The 15,090-nt window shown below is 68.6% G+C and carries 12 protein-coding genes; 4 read left to right on the forward strand and 8 right to left on the reverse strand.

Annotation, left to right across the window (positions count from 1 at the left end):
* The first annotated feature begins 31 nt into the window (after nt 1–31).
* On the forward strand, nt 32–790 hold the full coding sequence (locus J2W36_RS13820; RefSeq protein ID WP_307690320.1) for an SDR family NAD(P)-dependent oxidoreductase: 759 nt from the start codon (nt 32–34) through the stop codon (nt 788–790).
* Between the two features lie 15 nt (nt 791–805).
* On the opposite strand, the gene J2W36_RS13825 is transcribed toward J2W36_RS13820, so the two are convergent.
* The 3 genes from J2W36_RS13825 to J2W36_RS13835 are packed head-to-tail and all read right to left on the reverse strand — an operon-like array spanning nt 806 to nt 4,093.
* A complete protein-coding gene (locus tag J2W36_RS13825) occupies nt 806–2,128 on the reverse strand; it encodes an amino acid deaminase (protein ID WP_307690321.1) in 1,323 nt (440 codons plus the stop codon).
* 26 nt (nt 2,129–2,154) lie between these two features.
* Entirely contained in the window at nt 2,155–2,844 is a 690-nt protein-coding gene (gene lolD, locus J2W36_RS13830) for a lipoprotein-releasing ABC transporter ATP-binding protein LolD (protein ID WP_307690322.1), read from the reverse strand.
* Entirely contained in the window at nt 2,837–4,093 is a 1,257-nt protein-coding gene (locus J2W36_RS13835; RefSeq protein WP_307690323.1) for a lipoprotein-releasing ABC transporter permease subunit, read from the reverse strand. The genes lolD and J2W36_RS13835 overlap by 8 nt, the downstream gene beginning before the upstream one ends.
* 59 nt (nt 4,094–4,152) lie before the next feature.
* Between J2W36_RS13835 and J2W36_RS13840 the strand changes: the two genes are divergently transcribed.
* Both J2W36_RS13840 and recJ read left to right on the forward strand, forming a co-directional pair.
* Nucleotides 4,153–5,118, forward strand: coding sequence for a hypothetical protein (locus J2W36_RS13840; RefSeq protein ID WP_307690324.1), 966 nt, complete (start codon nt 4,153–4,155; stop codon nt 5,116–5,118).
* Entirely contained in the window at nt 5,115–6,839 is a 1,725-nt protein-coding gene (gene recJ / locus J2W36_RS13845; protein WP_307690325.1) for a single-stranded-DNA-specific exonuclease RecJ, read from the forward strand. Before J2W36_RS13840 ends, recJ begins: the two co-directional genes overlap by 4 nt.
* Here the strand turns inward: recJ and J2W36_RS13850 are convergent.
* Complete coding sequence (locus tag J2W36_RS13850; RefSeq protein ID WP_307690326.1) at nt 6,814–7,617, reverse strand: NAD(P)H-dependent oxidoreductase; 804 nt, start codon at nt 7,615–7,617, stop codon at nt 6,814–6,816. The genes recJ and J2W36_RS13850 overlap by 26 nt on opposite strands.
* 93 nt (nt 7,618–7,710) lie before the next feature.
* On the opposite strand from J2W36_RS13850, the gene J2W36_RS13855 reads away from it, so the two are divergent.
* Nucleotides 7,711–8,622, forward strand: a complete 912-nt coding sequence (locus tag J2W36_RS13855; RefSeq protein ID WP_307690327.1) for a LysR family transcriptional regulator — start codon at nt 7,711–7,713, stop codon at nt 8,620–8,622.
* Nucleotides 8,623–8,665: 43 nt separating this feature from the next.
* Here J2W36_RS13855 and J2W36_RS13860 read toward each other — a convergent pair whose 3' ends face one another.
* The 4 genes from J2W36_RS13860 to J2W36_RS13875 all read right to left on the reverse strand — a co-directional run bounded on the left by J2W36_RS13860 (nt 8,666) and on the right by J2W36_RS13875 (nt 15,064).
* A complete protein-coding gene (locus J2W36_RS13860) occupies nt 8,666–9,550 on the reverse strand; it encodes an NAD(P)-dependent oxidoreductase (protein ID WP_307690328.1) in 885 nt (294 codons plus the stop codon).
* A 100-nt stretch (nt 9,551–9,650) separates the two neighbouring features.
* A complete protein-coding gene (locus J2W36_RS13865) occupies nt 9,651–10,340 on the reverse strand; it encodes a PA4824 family protein (RefSeq protein ID WP_307690329.1) in 690 nt (229 codons plus the stop codon).
* A gap of 96 nt (nt 10,341–10,436) precedes the next feature.
* Nucleotides 10,437–11,438: a response regulator transcription factor gene (locus J2W36_RS13870; protein ID WP_307690330.1), complete on the reverse strand. Its 1,002-nt coding sequence runs from the start codon at nt 11,436–11,438 to the stop codon at nt 10,437–10,439.
* Nucleotides 11,435–15,064 (reverse strand): hybrid sensor histidine kinase/response regulator, encoded by a 3,630-nt coding sequence (locus J2W36_RS13875; RefSeq protein ID WP_307690505.1) that lies wholly within the window; start codon nt 15,062–15,064, stop codon nt 11,435–11,437. Before J2W36_RS13875 ends, J2W36_RS13870 begins: the two co-directional genes overlap by 4 nt.
* Nucleotides 15,065–15,090: the final 26 nt, after the last annotated feature.

A 15,090-nucleotide genomic window follows, 5' to 3' on the forward strand; every position in this document is an offset into this window, starting at 1 on the left:
TGGGGCCATCTACTTTTCAGGAGATTTCCCCATGTTCGACTTGAACGGCAAAGTCGCCTTGGTCACCGGCGGCAACGGTGGCATCGGCCTGGGCATGGCGCTCGGCCTGGCCCACGCGGGCGCCCGCGTGATCGTGGCCGCACGCAATGCAGAAAAATCCGCTGCTGCCGTGGCGCAGTTGCAGGCTGCGGGCAGCGACAGCTTTGCGCTCGCGGCCGATGTGACCGACGAGGCGTCGGTGCAGGCGCTGTTCGACCAGGTCGGCGAGCGCTGCGGCCGCCTCGACATCCTGGTCAACAACGCCGGCACCACGGTGCGCAAGCCCGTCGACCAACTCGCATTGGCCGAATGGCACAGCGTGATGGACACCAATCTGACCAGCGCCTTCCTGTGCTGCCGCGCGGCCCATCCGCTGCTGAAGCGCGCGGGCGCAGGCAAGATCATCAACATCGGCTCGATGATGTCGATCTTCGGCGCGCCCTACGCGCCGGCCTATGGCGCGAGCAAGGGCGGTATCGTGCAGCTGACCAAGGCCATGGCGTCGTCCTGGGCGGCCGATGGCATCCAGGTGAACGCGGTGCTGCCCGGCTGGATCCAGACCGAGCTGACCGATGGCGCACGCGCGCAGGTCGCGGGCCTCAACGAACGCGTGATCGCTCGCACCGCGGCGGGCCGCTGGGGCCAGCCGCAGGACCTGGCCGGCGTGGCCGTGTTCCTGGCCAGCGCTGCGTCGGATTTCATCACCGGCACGGCGATCCCGGTGGACGGCGGCTACTCGATTGCAGCCTGACCGGTTCTTTGCGGTCTAGAAGTGCATGACCACGGCGTCGCTCACGCGGTAGTCGTTTTCGACCACGGGCATCCAGTGCCATTTGTCGAAGGTCGTGCAGGGGTGTGAAATGCCCAGTCCGATGCGTTCGCCGACCGGCGGCGCTTCGGCCGGATCGACGCCTTCGGGCGTGTCCCAACGCAGGTAGGCGTGCTGGTCGTTGAGCGCCGTGATGCGCCAACCGGCGGGCACTGCGTCTGCGATCAGCTGGCCGCGAGCGGCGCGCGCGATCGGCACGGGCATCGACAGGTCGAAGGAGATGTCGCGCTTGCCCACCGACAGGATCGCCAATCCTGGCTCGGGGCGCGACTGCACCAGTGCCCAGACCTCCATCGCCGCGCGCAGGCTGTCGTTGCAGTCGCAGCCCAGCCGCGCGTCGATCGCCACCTGGAAGCGCTGGTACGTGCCATGGTCGTGTGTGACGTAGCAGCCCGATCGCAGCAGGCCGCGCACGGGCTTGCCGATCGCAGGCGTGAGCCGCGCCGACACGATGTCGTAGATGGCCGAGCCACCGGCCGACACCAGCACTTCATCGCATTCGAACCAGCCTCGGGCGACCGCTTCGCGCGCCACCGCATCGACACGGTCCATCAGGGTGTCGGTGTAGGCGCGGTCGGCCGCACTGTCACCGATCGCGCCCTGCCCTTCGTAGGTCTCGATGCCCACCAGCCGTACCGCCGGGCTGGCGCGCAGCCGCGCGGCGAGCTCGATCGCCTGCGCATGCGTGCGGCAGCCGGTGCGTGCGCCGTCCAGGCCGAGTTCGAGCAGCACCTCGAAAGGCAGCGCCTGCGGATGACGTTCAAACCATTGCTCGATGAGCGCGAGCTGTGCGACCGAATCGACCAGGAACACGATACGCAACCCCTCGTGGTCGCGCAGCAACTGCTGGAGCCCCGCCAGGTCATCGTCGCCCACCACCTGGTTGGCGATGAGCACGCGGCGCGCGCCCGCAGCCACGCCGATCGACGCCTGCGTCACGTTGGCCAGCGTCAGGCCCCAGGCACCGGCGTCGAGCTGGCGCTGGAAGAGCTGCGGCGACATGGTCGTCTTGCCGTGCGGCACCAGTTCCACGCCCCATTGCCGCACCTGCGCCTGCATCCACGCCAGGTTGTGCTCGAGCGCCTCCCGCTTGAGCACGGCCAGGGGCAACGGCAGGTCGCCTGCCAGCACATTCCAGCCGGCGGCGCCGACTTCGCTGCGCTGACGCGGCGGCTGGGTGCGTGGGTAGCCCTTGTGGCGCAGTCCAAGCACCGGGTTGAGGAGTTCGGCGTCGCCCGCCGGTCGGTCATCGGTGCGCATCGCTCGGCCCTCTGTTCAGATTCAGTTCAAGCCAGCCGGCCCGCCACCAGGCGCAGCACGCGGTCACAGCGCCCGGCCAGCGCCTCGTCGTGCGTGACCATGACGAAGGCGGTGCCGTGCTTGCGGGCGAGTTCGAGCATCAGCGCGAAGACGCCGTCAGCCGTACCGCGGTCGAGGTTGCCGGTGGGTTCGTCGGCCAGCACGCAGTCGGGCTGCGTGACCAGCGCCCGCGCGATCGCCACGCGCTGGCGCTCGCCGCCCGACAGCTCGGCCGGTCGATGCTGCAGCCGCTCGGCCAGACCGACGGCAGAGAGCATGGCGGTGGCGGTCTGCGCGGCCTCTGCCGGATCGGTGCGCCGGATCTTCAGCGGCATCGCCACGTTGTCGAGCGCACTGAATTCCGGCAACAGGTGATGGAACTGGTAGACGAAGCCCAGGTGCCTGTTGCGCAGTCGGCCCTGCGCGGCGGCGTCGACCTGCGCAATGTTCTGGCCAAGCAGCTCGACGCTGCCCGCGCTCGGCGCGTCCAGGCCGCCCATCAGGTGCAGCATGGTGCTCTTGCCCGATCCCGAGGCGCCGACGATGGCCAGCGTTTCGCCTGCATACACGTCGAGGTCGACACCGTGCAGCACGGTCAGGTCGATGCGGCCCTCGTGAAAGCGCTTGGTCAGCCCGCGCACCTTCAGCACGACCTTCTTGCCGTTCGACTCACTCATAGCGCAAGGCCTCGGCCGGGTTCACGCGGCTGGCGCGCCAGCTCGGGTACAGCGTCGCCGCGAAGGCGAGCACCAGGGAAATGACGGTGATGGGCATGATGTCCGAGCGCTGCGGATCGCTGGGCATCCGGCTGATGAGGTAGATGTCCTTGGGCAGGAAGCTCGCATGGAACAGCTGTTCGAGCGCGGGCACGATCACGTCGATGTTGTAGGCGATGAGCAGCCCGAGCAGCAAGCCGCCGATGGTGCCCATGACGCCCACCATCGCCCCCTGGACCACGAAGATGCCCATGATGCTCTTGGGGCTCGCGCCCAATGTGCGCAGGATGGCGATGTCGGCGCGCTTGTCGGTCACCGTCATCACCAGCGTGGACACCAGGTTGAACGCGGCCACCGCGACGATCAGCGTGAGGATGATGAACATCATGCGTTTTTCGACCTGCACGGCAGCGAACCACGTCTTGTTCTGGCGCGTCCAGTCGCGGATCAGCACGGTGGGCGGCAACGCCAGCGCCAGCTCATCGGCCACCTCGCGGGCCTGGTTGAGGTCCTTGAGCTTCAGGCGCACGCCGCTCGGGCCTTCGAGCCGGAACACGCGCGCGGCATCCTGTTCGTGGACCATCGCCAGTGCGGAGTCGTATTCGTAGTGGCCCGAGTCGAAGGTGCCGACCACGGTGAACTGCTTGAGCCGGGGTACCACGCCCGCAGGCGTCACCTGGCCGCCTGGCGCCACCAGCGTGACCTGGTCGCCGGGCCGCACGTAGAGCGAACGCGCGAGTTCGGCGCCCAGGACGATGCCGAATTCGCCCGGCACCAGCTTGTCGATGGCGCCGTGCTGTGCGCTGGCGCCGAACTCGGTCACCTGCGGTTCGAGCTTGGGGTCGATGCCGCGCACCAGCGTGCCCTTCATGTCCTCGCCGCGTGCAATCAGCGCCTGCGTGGCGATGAAGGGCGCCACGCCGATCACCTGCGGGTTCTTGCGCGCGGTGGCCATGATGGCGTCCAGGTCCGGCAGGCCCTGGCCATCGCGCGAGAAGATCTCGATATGCGACACCACGCCCAGCATGCGGTCGCGCACCTCTTTCTGAAAGCCGTTCATCACGCTGAGCACGATGATCAGCGCGGCCACGCCCAGGCCGATGCCCAGCATCGAAACGCCGGAAATGAAGGAGATGAAGCCATTGCGCCGCGTGGCACGGCCTGCCCGCGTGTATCGCCAGCCGAGCTGCAGTTCGTAGGGGAGTCGCATGGGGCCGGATTGTGGCATCCCCCGCGATGGCCTTCCGGTGGCACGCGACAATAGCCTCCATGGTCTCCCCCTCCCGTCATCTGCTGATTCCCTTCGCCGGCCGCGCCTCACCCGCCTGCCGCGACGCCCTTGCCACCCTGCGCCTGCCCAACCTCGAGGCCCTGCTGGGCCGGCTCGCCCGCTCCCACGACGACACGCAGGGCGAGCAGACGCTCTCGCCGCCGCACGAACGCGCGCTCGCGCGCCTGCTCGGCATGCCCGCCGAGGATGGCCTGATCGCCTGGGGCGCGCGCGAAGCGCAGGCCACCGGCCTGTCACGGGCCGGCTCGGGCGAACCCTGGGGCGTGGTCACGCTGTGCCACTGGGAGGTGTCGATCGACGAAGTGGTGTTCGACGACCCGGCCGGCATGGCGATCGACGCGGCCGAGTCGCTGGCGCTGCTCGAAGCCGCGCGGCCGTTCTTCCAGGAAGACGGCATCTCGCTGCGGCCCTCGCGCGTGCCCGGCCGCTGGCTGGCGCGCGGTGAGCCGCTGCGCGCCCTCGCCACCGCGTCGATCGACCGTGCCGCCGGCCAGCCGATCTCCGAATGGGCGCCGCTGACCGATGCGCTCAAGCCGGTGCGCAAGCTGCAAAACGAAATGCAGATGCTGCTTTACACCCAACGCGTCAACGACGAGCGCAGCGCGCGCGGCGCCCAGCCGATCAATTCCTTCTGGCTCAGCGGCACCGGCGCGCTGCCCAAGGGCGCCGGCACGCCCACTGCGGCAGAACCCACGGTGACCACGGCGCTGCGCGATGCCGCCCTGCGTGACGATGGCGCAGCCTGGACCGCCGCCTGGCAGGCGCTCGACGCAGGCGCCGTGGCCGAACTGCTGGCCGCTGCCGAAGGCGGTGCCGAGATCGCGCTCACGCTGTGCGGCGACCGTGCCGCCCACACCTACACGCCACAGCCGCGCGGCGCGGGTGCCTGGCTGCAGCGCCTGTTCAAGCGGCCCCGCCTCCAGCCGGCGCTGGAGGCCCTGTGAAGATCACCGCGCGCGACGTCCCGCCGCGCAGCGTGTGGGCGCTGGAGCAGGCGGGCGTGCATCCGCTGCTGGCACGTCTGTACGCCGCGCGCGGCGTGCGCGGCAAGGAAGAACTCGACGACGGCCTGGCACGGCTGCTGCCGCCCGACACGCTGCGCGGCACCCGCGAAGCCGCCGTGCTGCTGGCCGACGCCATTGCCGCTGACCGGCGGCTGTGCATCGTTGCCGACTACGACTGCGACGGCGCCACGGCCTGCGCCGTCGCCGTGCGCGGCCTGCGCCTGCTGGGCGCACGCCATGTCGACTACCTGGTGCCCGACCGCGTGGTCGACGGCTACGGCCTCACGCCGCCCATCGCCGAGCGCGTGGCCGATGGCGGCGCCGACATGCTCATCACGGTGGACAACGGCATCGCCAGCGTCGAAGGCGTGGCCGCTGCCAAGGCGCGCGGCCTGCAGGTGCTGGTGACCGACCACCATCTGCCCGGCCCCGTGCTGCCGCTGGCCGACGTGCTGGTCAATCCGAACCAGCCGGGCTGCGGCTTCGAGAGCAAGAGCATTGCCGGTGTCGGCGTGATGTTCTACGTGCTGTTGGCGCTGCGCTCCGAGCTGCGCGCACGCGGCGTGTTCACCGTGGCGAACCAGCCCAAGCTCGACGCGCTGCTGCCGCTGGTCGCGCTGGGCACCGTCGCCGACGTGGTCAAGCTCGATGCCAACAACCGACGCCTGGTGGCGCAGGGCCTGCGCCGCATCCGCGCGGGCGCGCTGCCCGCAGGCCTGGCCGCGCTCTTCAGTGCGGCCGGCCGCAAGGCACCGGTCGCCACCACCTTCGACTTCGGCTTTGCCCTCGGCCCGCGCATCAACGCGGCCGGCCGGCTCGCCGACATGACGCTGGGCATCGAATGCCTGCTGACCGACGACGCCGGCCGCGCCGACGAACTGGCGCGCATGCTCGACGGCATCAACCGCGAGCGGCGCGACATCGAGGGCGGCATGCGCGACCAGGCGCTGCTGCTGGCCGAGTCGCTGTTCGATGACGATGGCCACGGCGGCGAATCGGTGCCCGCAGCCATCAGCGTGTTCGACGCGGCCTTCCACGAAGGCGTGGTCGGCATCGTCGCTTCGCGCCTCAAGGACCGCTTTCACCGCCCGACCTTCGTCTTCGCCGCCAGCGGCGCGCCCGGCAAGGAGCACGAACTCAAGGGCTCGGGCCGCTCCATTCCGGGCTTCCACCTGCGCGATGCGCTCGACCTGGTCGCCAAACGGCACCCCGGCGTGCTGCTGCGCTTCGGCGGCCATGCGATGGCGGCCGGCTGCACCGTGGCGCGCGAGCAGTTCCCGGTTTTCGAACGCGCGCTCGCACAGGTCGCCACCGAATGGCTCGACGCGGCATCGCTCACGCGCCGTCTGGACACCGACGGCCCGCTCGCTGCCGAATACCTGCGTGTCGACCTGGTCGACACGCTGCACCACGAGGTCTGGGGCCAAGGCTTTGCGCCGCCGACCTTCAGCGAAGAGGTCGAAGTGCTGTCGCAGCGCCTGGTCGGTGAAAAGCACCTGGCATTGCGGCTCAAGCACCAGGGCAAGCCGATCGACGGCATCTGGTTCGGCCACACCGAGCCGCTGCCACCCAAGGTGGTGCTGGCGTTCCGGCTCGACGCCGACGAATGGCAGGGCGTGCGCCGGGTGCGCTTTCTCATCGAAGGGGCCGAGACGCATTGACGACGTGGGCCATCAGGCCGGTCTGGTCGGGTGCAATGTGAGGGCCCAGCGCATGGCGGTCCGGATAGTCACCCCCGTTCTGCGGACGAAAGGCAATCGGCTCATCCTCGAACAGCTTCGCCACCCGACCGCGCCATGCTGTGGTGGCTTCGGCCATGCCTTGGGCGTCGATCGATCCAGTTCCGTACACCGCGAAGGTGGGTAGCACCTGCATGCCGGGGAAGAACAACGTGCCGTGCGTGATGGGAAAGAGCAATTGCTCCAGCGGTCCATTGATACCGCGCGGGGAATAATCCTGCGCCGGCCCGCCCACGGAGACAGCCAACAATGCGCGCTTTCCAGCAAAGCCGCCTTCGCCGTAGCGGTGAGCGTTGCCTGCTCCTTGGTAACCGTACGCCAGGCCAAAGGCCCATACGCGGTCGACCCACCCTTTCATGATGGCCGGCATGCTGTACCACCACAAGGGGAAGAGCAGGATCACCGCATCGGCCGCCAGAATCTTGCGTTGCTCCTCCTCGACATCGGGCGTCTGGCAACCATGGGAGAAAGCATGCCCCGACTCTTCGATGAACGACAGGCGATCCGGATTGACCCGCCGGGGAAAGTCCTGTCCATCGAATACCGCCTTCCACCCCATGCCATACAGGTCGGACCGCATGACCACGTGGCCTTGCTCCCCCAGCACTTCGCAAGCGCTGTCGGCCAGCTGGCGGGTGATGGAGGTTCGTTCAGGATGGGCGTGAACGATGAGCACTTTCTTTCGGGGGATCGCTGGCATGGCATGGCTTTCACAAAGCGTTGAGATGGCAGCAGTCTGAGACGCCTCCAAATATTTGGAAAATAGAAAAAAGCTTCCCTTACCATCCATTTCATGGATACCAAGAAGCTCGACCTCAATCTTCTGGTCACCCTGGAAGCTCTCTTGGCGGAACAGAACGTGACACGCGCAGCCGAACGTCTGCACCTGAGCCAACCGGCGGTCAGCGCACAGCTGAGTCGCCTGCGGGATTTGTTCGACGATCCGTTGTTGATACCGGTGCAGCATGGGATGACGCCCACGGCCAAGGCGCTGGAACTGCGCGATCCTCTTCGTCTTGCGCTGGATCAGGTGCGGACCGCATTGACCGCGCATCGGCATTTCGATCCCGCCAAGGCCACCCTCACTGTTGCCATCGCCTGCACCGACTACCTTCAGTCGGTGGTGGTCCAGCCGTTGGCCATCGCGCTGCGCCAACGTGCACCCGGTGTGCGAATTGCCTTGCGCCATCTGGACCCGTCTGCGCTGGAGACACAAATGGCAGGCGGCGAAGTGGACCTCGCGCTGATGACGCCCGCGCAGGGCCCAGGCAGCCTGCGCAGTCGGCATCTGTTCGATGAACGCTATGTGCTCATCGGCAGGCGAAGGCATCCCGGCCTACGGCGCGGACTTTCCGTGGCGCAGTTCGCGCAACTGGACCACGTCATCGTGTCGCTGCGTGGGGGAGACTTCACGACGCCGGTCGATGACGGGCTCGCGGCACTGGGCTACCGCCGCAACGTGACGCTTTCTGCAGCTTCGTTCCTGGTCGTGCCCGACATCGTCGCCCACTCGGACTTTGTCGCCCTTGTGCCGGAACGGCTGGTGTGCGACCGCCACGAGACGCTGACGATCATCGAATGCCCGTTCCCTGTGGCTGGCTTTGCGGTCAGCATGCTGTGGCACGAGCGCAACCACAACCACAGCGGTCAGCGCTGGGTGCGCGAGACCCTTGTGACGCTGGCAGGCACGCCAGCGGCGGTCTGACACCGCGAAATCACGCGCGGGGCAGGACCGGCGGGCAAGGCGCTCAGGCGCCGTCGCCGCGCTGGGCCAGCACCGCCACCAGTTCTGGCACCAGCGCCTGCGGGTCGCTGCCCTGCACCGCACCCTCGAGCGTCTGGCGCACGCCCTCGGCAATGCTGCGGGCCGAATGACCGGCCTCGGCCATGGCCGTGTAGTAGCCCAGATCTTTGAGCGCATTCGACATCGTGAAGCGCAGCCCGGTCGCGTCGCGGGCCAGCAGGTAGGGCTTCAGGCGCTCGAGCGCCATGCCGCCGCCGCCGCCCTTGGACAGCACATCGACCAGCACTTCGGGTGCGATGCCCGCACGCTCCGAGCAGGCCGCCGCCTCGGCCAGCAGTGCCACCTGCCCCAGCGACACGTAGTTGTGAAGCAGCTTCATGCGATGGCCCGCACCCACGGGGCCGGCATGCGTGATGTTCTCGGCGAAGCAGGCCAGCAGCGGCCGGCATTCGTCGAACAGCGCGACGTCGCCGCCCACCAGCAGGTTGAGCCGACCTTCAGCGGCTTCCTTGGGCGTGCGCGTCATGGGCGCATCCAGGAAGCGCCCGCCAGCGGCGTGCACAGCCTGCGCCAGGCGCTCGGTCGAAGTCGGAATGGCGGTGGAGCAGTCGATGATCACCGTGCCAGGGCGCAGGCCCTGCAGCACGCCGCCCTCGCCCATGATCACCGCCTCGACCTGCGGCGAACCCGTCACGCACAGGATGAGCACGTCAACGGCCGCGGCCAGCTCGCTGGCCTTCGCAAAAGTGGTGGCGCCCGCGGCCTGCAAGGCATCGAGGGGCTGATTGCCCGCATGTTCCAGCACGGCCAGCGCGTGGCCGTGCTTGAGGATGTTGCTGGCAATGCCGTGGCCCATCATGCCGATGCCGACCATTCCGATCTTTTTCATGTGTTGTCTCCTGGACAGGGGAAAGGCGCCCGCGGTGCGCGGGGCCGGTGAATCGTCAGTCCGCGATCATCGCATCCGGCGCGGGGGCGATGCCAGGCATTCAGCGACCACCGAACACCTGGTTGAGGCCGACGATGACGCTGCGCACGCCCTGGGGACCGGTACGCGCCACGCTCAGGTCGACGCTCGTGAAAGGCGTGAGGTTGATGCGCGTGCCGATGCGTGAGGTCCACTGCGTGGCGGCAAGGTTGCGCTCGGCAATCAGGGCGACGGCCTGGTTCACGCTCCATTGGGTGGCCAGCCCGAGCCGGCGCGTGCGTTCGCCGGTGCCCGCCGTCCAGTCGCTGCCCACGTTCACGTCGAGCGCGAGTTGCGGCGTCGCCTGCCAGGTCAAGGGCACCACGAGCTGGCCGCCAGCGCGCCCGCCGTGGCGCACGTCCCGGCTGATGCCAGCCGCCAGCGCGGCGCTCAGTGGCGCGTCGGCGTCCTGGCCCCAAAAGGTCCACTTGAGCTGCGGCCCGACGGAGAGGTCGGTGCCGTCGGCAGACGCACTGCGGTCGGCATTGAGCCCCCATTCGACGGGGCCGATCCGGCAGGAAGGGCCCACATGCTGGAACGACTCGGACGCGTCGCCGCGCGGACGGCTGGCCCAGAGTTCGTATTGGCATTCGCCCGGCGAAAGCATGGCGGCATCATCGACGTCGAAGTGGCCCCCGGCATGCGCGGCGATGGCAGCGAGCGCGCACAGCGCCACACAGGCGGCTCGCCACCGCGGGCCGGTTCGTTTCATCGGAGGTCCTTTGTCGCTCGCAGGGCAAGGCCGGCGATTCTAGGCAACGCCATGCCGCCGCGTGTGACGACGACGTGAAACCGGGGCGCCAGGCACCTAGATCTCGAACTGCGGCTGCAACTCGCGGATACGCTTGGTCGCCACGCCCGCGGCAGCGGTGCGCGTTTCCACGCCGAGCTTGACATAGACACGCTCCAGGTGCTTCTTGACGGTTGCCGGGCTGCTGCCCAGGATCTCGCCGATGTCGCGGTTGGTCTTGCCCTTGACGACCCAGTAGAGCACCTCCGCCTCGCGCGCCGTGAGCTTCAGGCTCAGGCACATGGCATCGATCACGGAGGTGTCGGACACCTCGCGCATGATGATCAGCCAGTCGCCCGAACCGGCCGTGGCGTCGTCGCCGTCGCCAGTCTGCTGGTGCAGCCGCAGGCTCAGGCTGCGCGCGCCCTGGGCAATGCTCAAGACCGGTGGCTCGACCTGCCGGGCCTGCGCATCGGGCACATGGCGCAGCAGCCATTCGAGCACCGCGGGCGGCGTCTGCGGCGCGGCCGTGCCGCAGTAGCGCTGCAGCAAGTCGCGCGCGAGCACGGTTTGCCAGATCAGCCGCCCCTCGGGCAGGCGCACGGTGAAGCTGGCGTAGCCGAAGGCATCGAGGGCATTGCGCGCCTGGCCGGCCTGCTGCGCATGCTGGCGTGCGCGCCGAGCGCCCTGCAGGTGCACATTCATGCGCGCCAGCACCTCCATGGGCTTGATCGGCTTGGTGACGTAGTCGACGCCACCGGCTTCCAGCGCGGCCACCAGGTGCTCGGTTTCGGTCAGCCCGGTCATGAAGACGATTGGAATCTGGGCGGTCTGGGGGTCGGCCTTCAGCCGCCGCGCCACCTCGAAGCCGTCCATGCCCGGCATCATCGCGTCGAGCAGGATGATGTCGGGGCCCGCCTGGACCGCACGCGACAGCGCTGCTTCGCCGCTCGTGGCCACCAGCACCGTGTAGCCGGATTCGTCGAGCGCGTCGTGCAGCAGGGCCAGGTTGTCGGGCACGTCGTCGACGATCAGCACCAGGTCGCTGTTGCCGGCAATGCTTCGGGGCGTCGTGCTCACGGCTGCTCCGGACGCGCCCGGGCCGGCCCGGACGCTGCTGCGCTGCCGTTGCCCTCCGCTGGAAAAGTCGCACAGTCCATCTTTTCGAACTGGAACTGCCGCGCCAGATGGCGCTGCGCCGCGGTCCAGCCGGCGCACTCGGGCTGGTCGGCGTCGATGTCGTCGAGTTGATTCATGATGCCCCGAAAGTAACCCAGTCCGATCGCTTCTTCCAGCGCCCGCAGATGCACTGCCGACGGCCGAACCCGCGCCATCGCCGGTGGCGCGGCGGCCGCAGGCGCTGCACCGCCGTCGGTCCATTGCAGGCCGAGGCGGCGCCCCAGCCAGTCGAGCAGCTCGCTGTGGCGCACCGGTTTGACGAAAAAGTCGTCGGGCGCAATGCCCACATCGTTCTCCAGCCGCTTGTCGAACGCGTTGGCCGACACGATGGCCACGCTGCGCGGCGCCAGGCCAGGCCCGAACTGCCGCGCACGTCGGATGGTCTCCCAGCCATCGATGCCGGGCATCGCCAGGTCGATGAACATGGCGTCGGGACGAAAGCCCGCGGCGATCAGGTCGAGCGCATCGTGGCCGCTGGCGGCGGTGCGCAGCTCGAAGCCCAGCGGCGCGAGCACGTGGGCCAGCAACTCACGGTCGGCCTCTTCGTTGTCCACCACCAGCACGCGACGGCGTTCCTCGCTGTAGCCGCGCCGCACTGCGCCGCTGTCGGACGGCCTCACCGTGGGCGCCACCGGGCCATGGACGCGCGGCAGGAACAGCCGCACACGGAACACGGAGCCCTGGCCGGGCGTGCTCTGCACCGACATTTCACCGCCCATCAGGTCGGTGAGCATCTTGGCGATGGTCAGGCCCAGACCGGACCCGGGCGCCGAGGCGCGCCCCGTGGTGCCGGGTGAATCGCCGCGCGCAAAGGGCTCGAAGATGCGCTCGATCTCCTCGGCCGACATGCCCGGCCCGGTGTCCTCGATCTCCAGTGCGGCGAACTCGCGCGCATAGCGCAGCCGCAGCGTCACCTGGCCGCTGGCGGTGAATTTGATGGCGTTGCCCAGCAGGTTGATGAGTATCTGGCGCACGCGCTTCTCGTCGGCGCGCACGGCCTCGGGCAACTCGCCCGCGGGCTCGAAGTGAAAGGCCAGGCCCTTCTCCGAAGCCTGCAGTTCGAACATGTCGGCCAGCTCGCGCATGGCTTCGGCAAAGGGCATCGGCCGCGCGTGCAGCGTGAGTTTGCCCGCCTCGATGTGGGCCAGGTCGAGCGTGCCCTCGATCAGCGACAGCAGGTGCTCGCCCCCCCGCTTGATGACAGCCACCGCCTGCTGGCGGTGCGGCGGCACGGCCGTGTCCTCGCCCATGAGCTGCGCATAGCCCAGGATGGAATTGAGCGGCGTGCGCAGCTCGTGGCTGATGGCGCTGATGTAACGGCTCTTGGCCTGGTTGGCGTGGTCGGCCGCCTGTTTGGCCCGCTCGGCCACCTCGCGCGCTTCTTCTGCGCTTTGCTTGGCCGCCTGCAGCGCCCGGTCGGTCTCCCGGTGCAGCTCGATCTCGCGCACCAGCAGATGGGTCTGGCGGTTCGACTCTTCCTGCGCCACCCTGCGGCTCTGGTGCGCGAGCACCAGCCACCAGGCGACGATGCCCGCGATCAGCAGCAGCGCCATGTACGACTTCAGGAACCCCGAACGCAGCGACGCCATTTGCGCGTTGAAGAGCGTCGAGGCCAGCTCGCCGGCCGGCAGCATGCCCAGCGCACCGTCGCCCAGCGCGCGCAGTTCCTGCTGGTAGAGCACGCCGAAGACGGCCGCGAGCACCGGCACGATGATCAGTGTGAGCAGCAGGAAGTGGCCGAGCCCGGTGTCCAGGTAGGGCCAGACGCGGCGCGGCATCAGCCAGCGCAGCGTGCCCGACCACTGCGCCGAGAGGCTCGCCCGTGGCTTGCAAAGGTCGCCGCAGCGCGCGTCCAGCGTGCAGCACAGCGAACAAATTGCACCCTGGTAGGCCGGGCAATGGGCCATGTCGGGGCCTTCGTACTCGCGTTCGCAGATCACGCAGCGCTGCAGCAGCAGGGTTCGAGCGCCGTCCGGCGGCGCCACGCGCGCCCAGCGCACCGCATGGCGTGCATCGTTCACCGGGCCGCGCGCCAGGTAGTACTTGCCGCGCGTGGCCCAGGCGATCAGCGGCGCCGTCACCAGCGCCGTCCCCATGGCGATCAGCGCCGAGAAGGCCTGCGCCATCGGGCCGAAGGCGCCCAGGTGCGCGGTGATCGACAAAGCAGAGGCCAGCGCCATCGCGCCCACGCCCACCGGGTTGATGTCCCACAGATGGGCCCGCTTGAATTCGATGCCCGGCGGCGACAGGCCCAGCGGCTTGTTGATGACCAGGTCGGCGACCACCGCCATCATCCAGGCGATGGCGATGTTGGCGTAGAGGCCGAGCACGTCGCCCAGCGCCTCGAACACGTTCATCTCCATGAGCATGAAGGCGATCAGCGCATTGAACACCACCCACACGACCCGCCCGGGATGGCTGTGCGTGATGCGCGAGAAGAAGTTGCTCCAGGCCAGCGAACCGGCATAGGCATTGGTCACATTGATCTTGAGCTGCGAGATCACCACGAACAGCGCCACCGCGGCCACGGCCCAACCGTAATTGGGGAACACGTATTCGTAGGCCGCCAGGTACATCTGGTTCGGGTCGACGGCGCGCTCGGGGGGCACCATGTGGGTGATGGCCAGGTAGGCCAGCATCATCCCGCCGAGCATCTTGGCGACGCCCATCACGACCCAGCCCGGGCCGCCCATCAGCACGCCCGCCCACCAGCGCCCACGCGTCGCCGCCGTGCGCGCCGGCATGAAGCGCAGGTAGTCGGCCTGCTCGCCCAGTTGCGTGATCAGCGCAATGCCAACCGTCAGGCCAGCACCAAACAGGTGCAAATTGAAGCCATCGGCTTCGCCCTTGACACCGGCGTAGTGCACTATTCCTCCAAACGCACCAGGATCGCGCACCAGCACAAAGGCAAAAGGCACGACCAGCATCACCAGCCAGATCGGCTGCGTCCAGATCTGCAACCGGCTGATGGCCGACACGCCGTGCGTGACCAGCGGAATCACCACCAGCGCGCACACCAGGTAGCCCCAGACCGGCGGGATGCCCAGCGCCAGCTCCAGCGCGTAGGCCATCACGGCCGCCTCCAGCGCGAAGAAGATGAAGGTGAAGGAAGCATAGATCAGCGACGTCAGCGTCGAGCCGATGTAGCCGAAGCCCGCGCCGCGCGTGAGCAGGTCCATGTCCACGCCGTAGCGCGCCGCATACACGCTGATGGGGACGCCTGCCAGGAAGATGATGAGCCCCGTCACGAGCACCGCCCAGAAGGCGTTGACGAAGCCGTACTGCACCAGCAGCGTGGCTCCGACCGCCTCCAGGATCAGGAAGGACGCCGCGCCGCCGAAGGCCGTGTTGGCCACCCGCCATTCGGACCACTTGCGAAAGCGCTGCGGCGTGTAGCGCAGGGCATAGTCCTCGAGCGTCTCGCGCGCCACCCAGCTGTTGTAGTCGCGCCGGACCTTGACGATACGTTGCGGCGCGTCGTCGGGGGTCGGAGGGCTTTCGGCGTCGGTCACACCGTTTCGGTGCAGCTTTCATGCCACGAAAGGGGTCGGGC

It is taken from the genome of Variovorax ginsengisoli, from assembly GCF_030811835.1.
Classification (GTDB): Bacteria; Pseudomonadota; Gammaproteobacteria; order Burkholderiales; family Burkholderiaceae_C; genus Variovorax; species Variovorax ginsengisoli_C.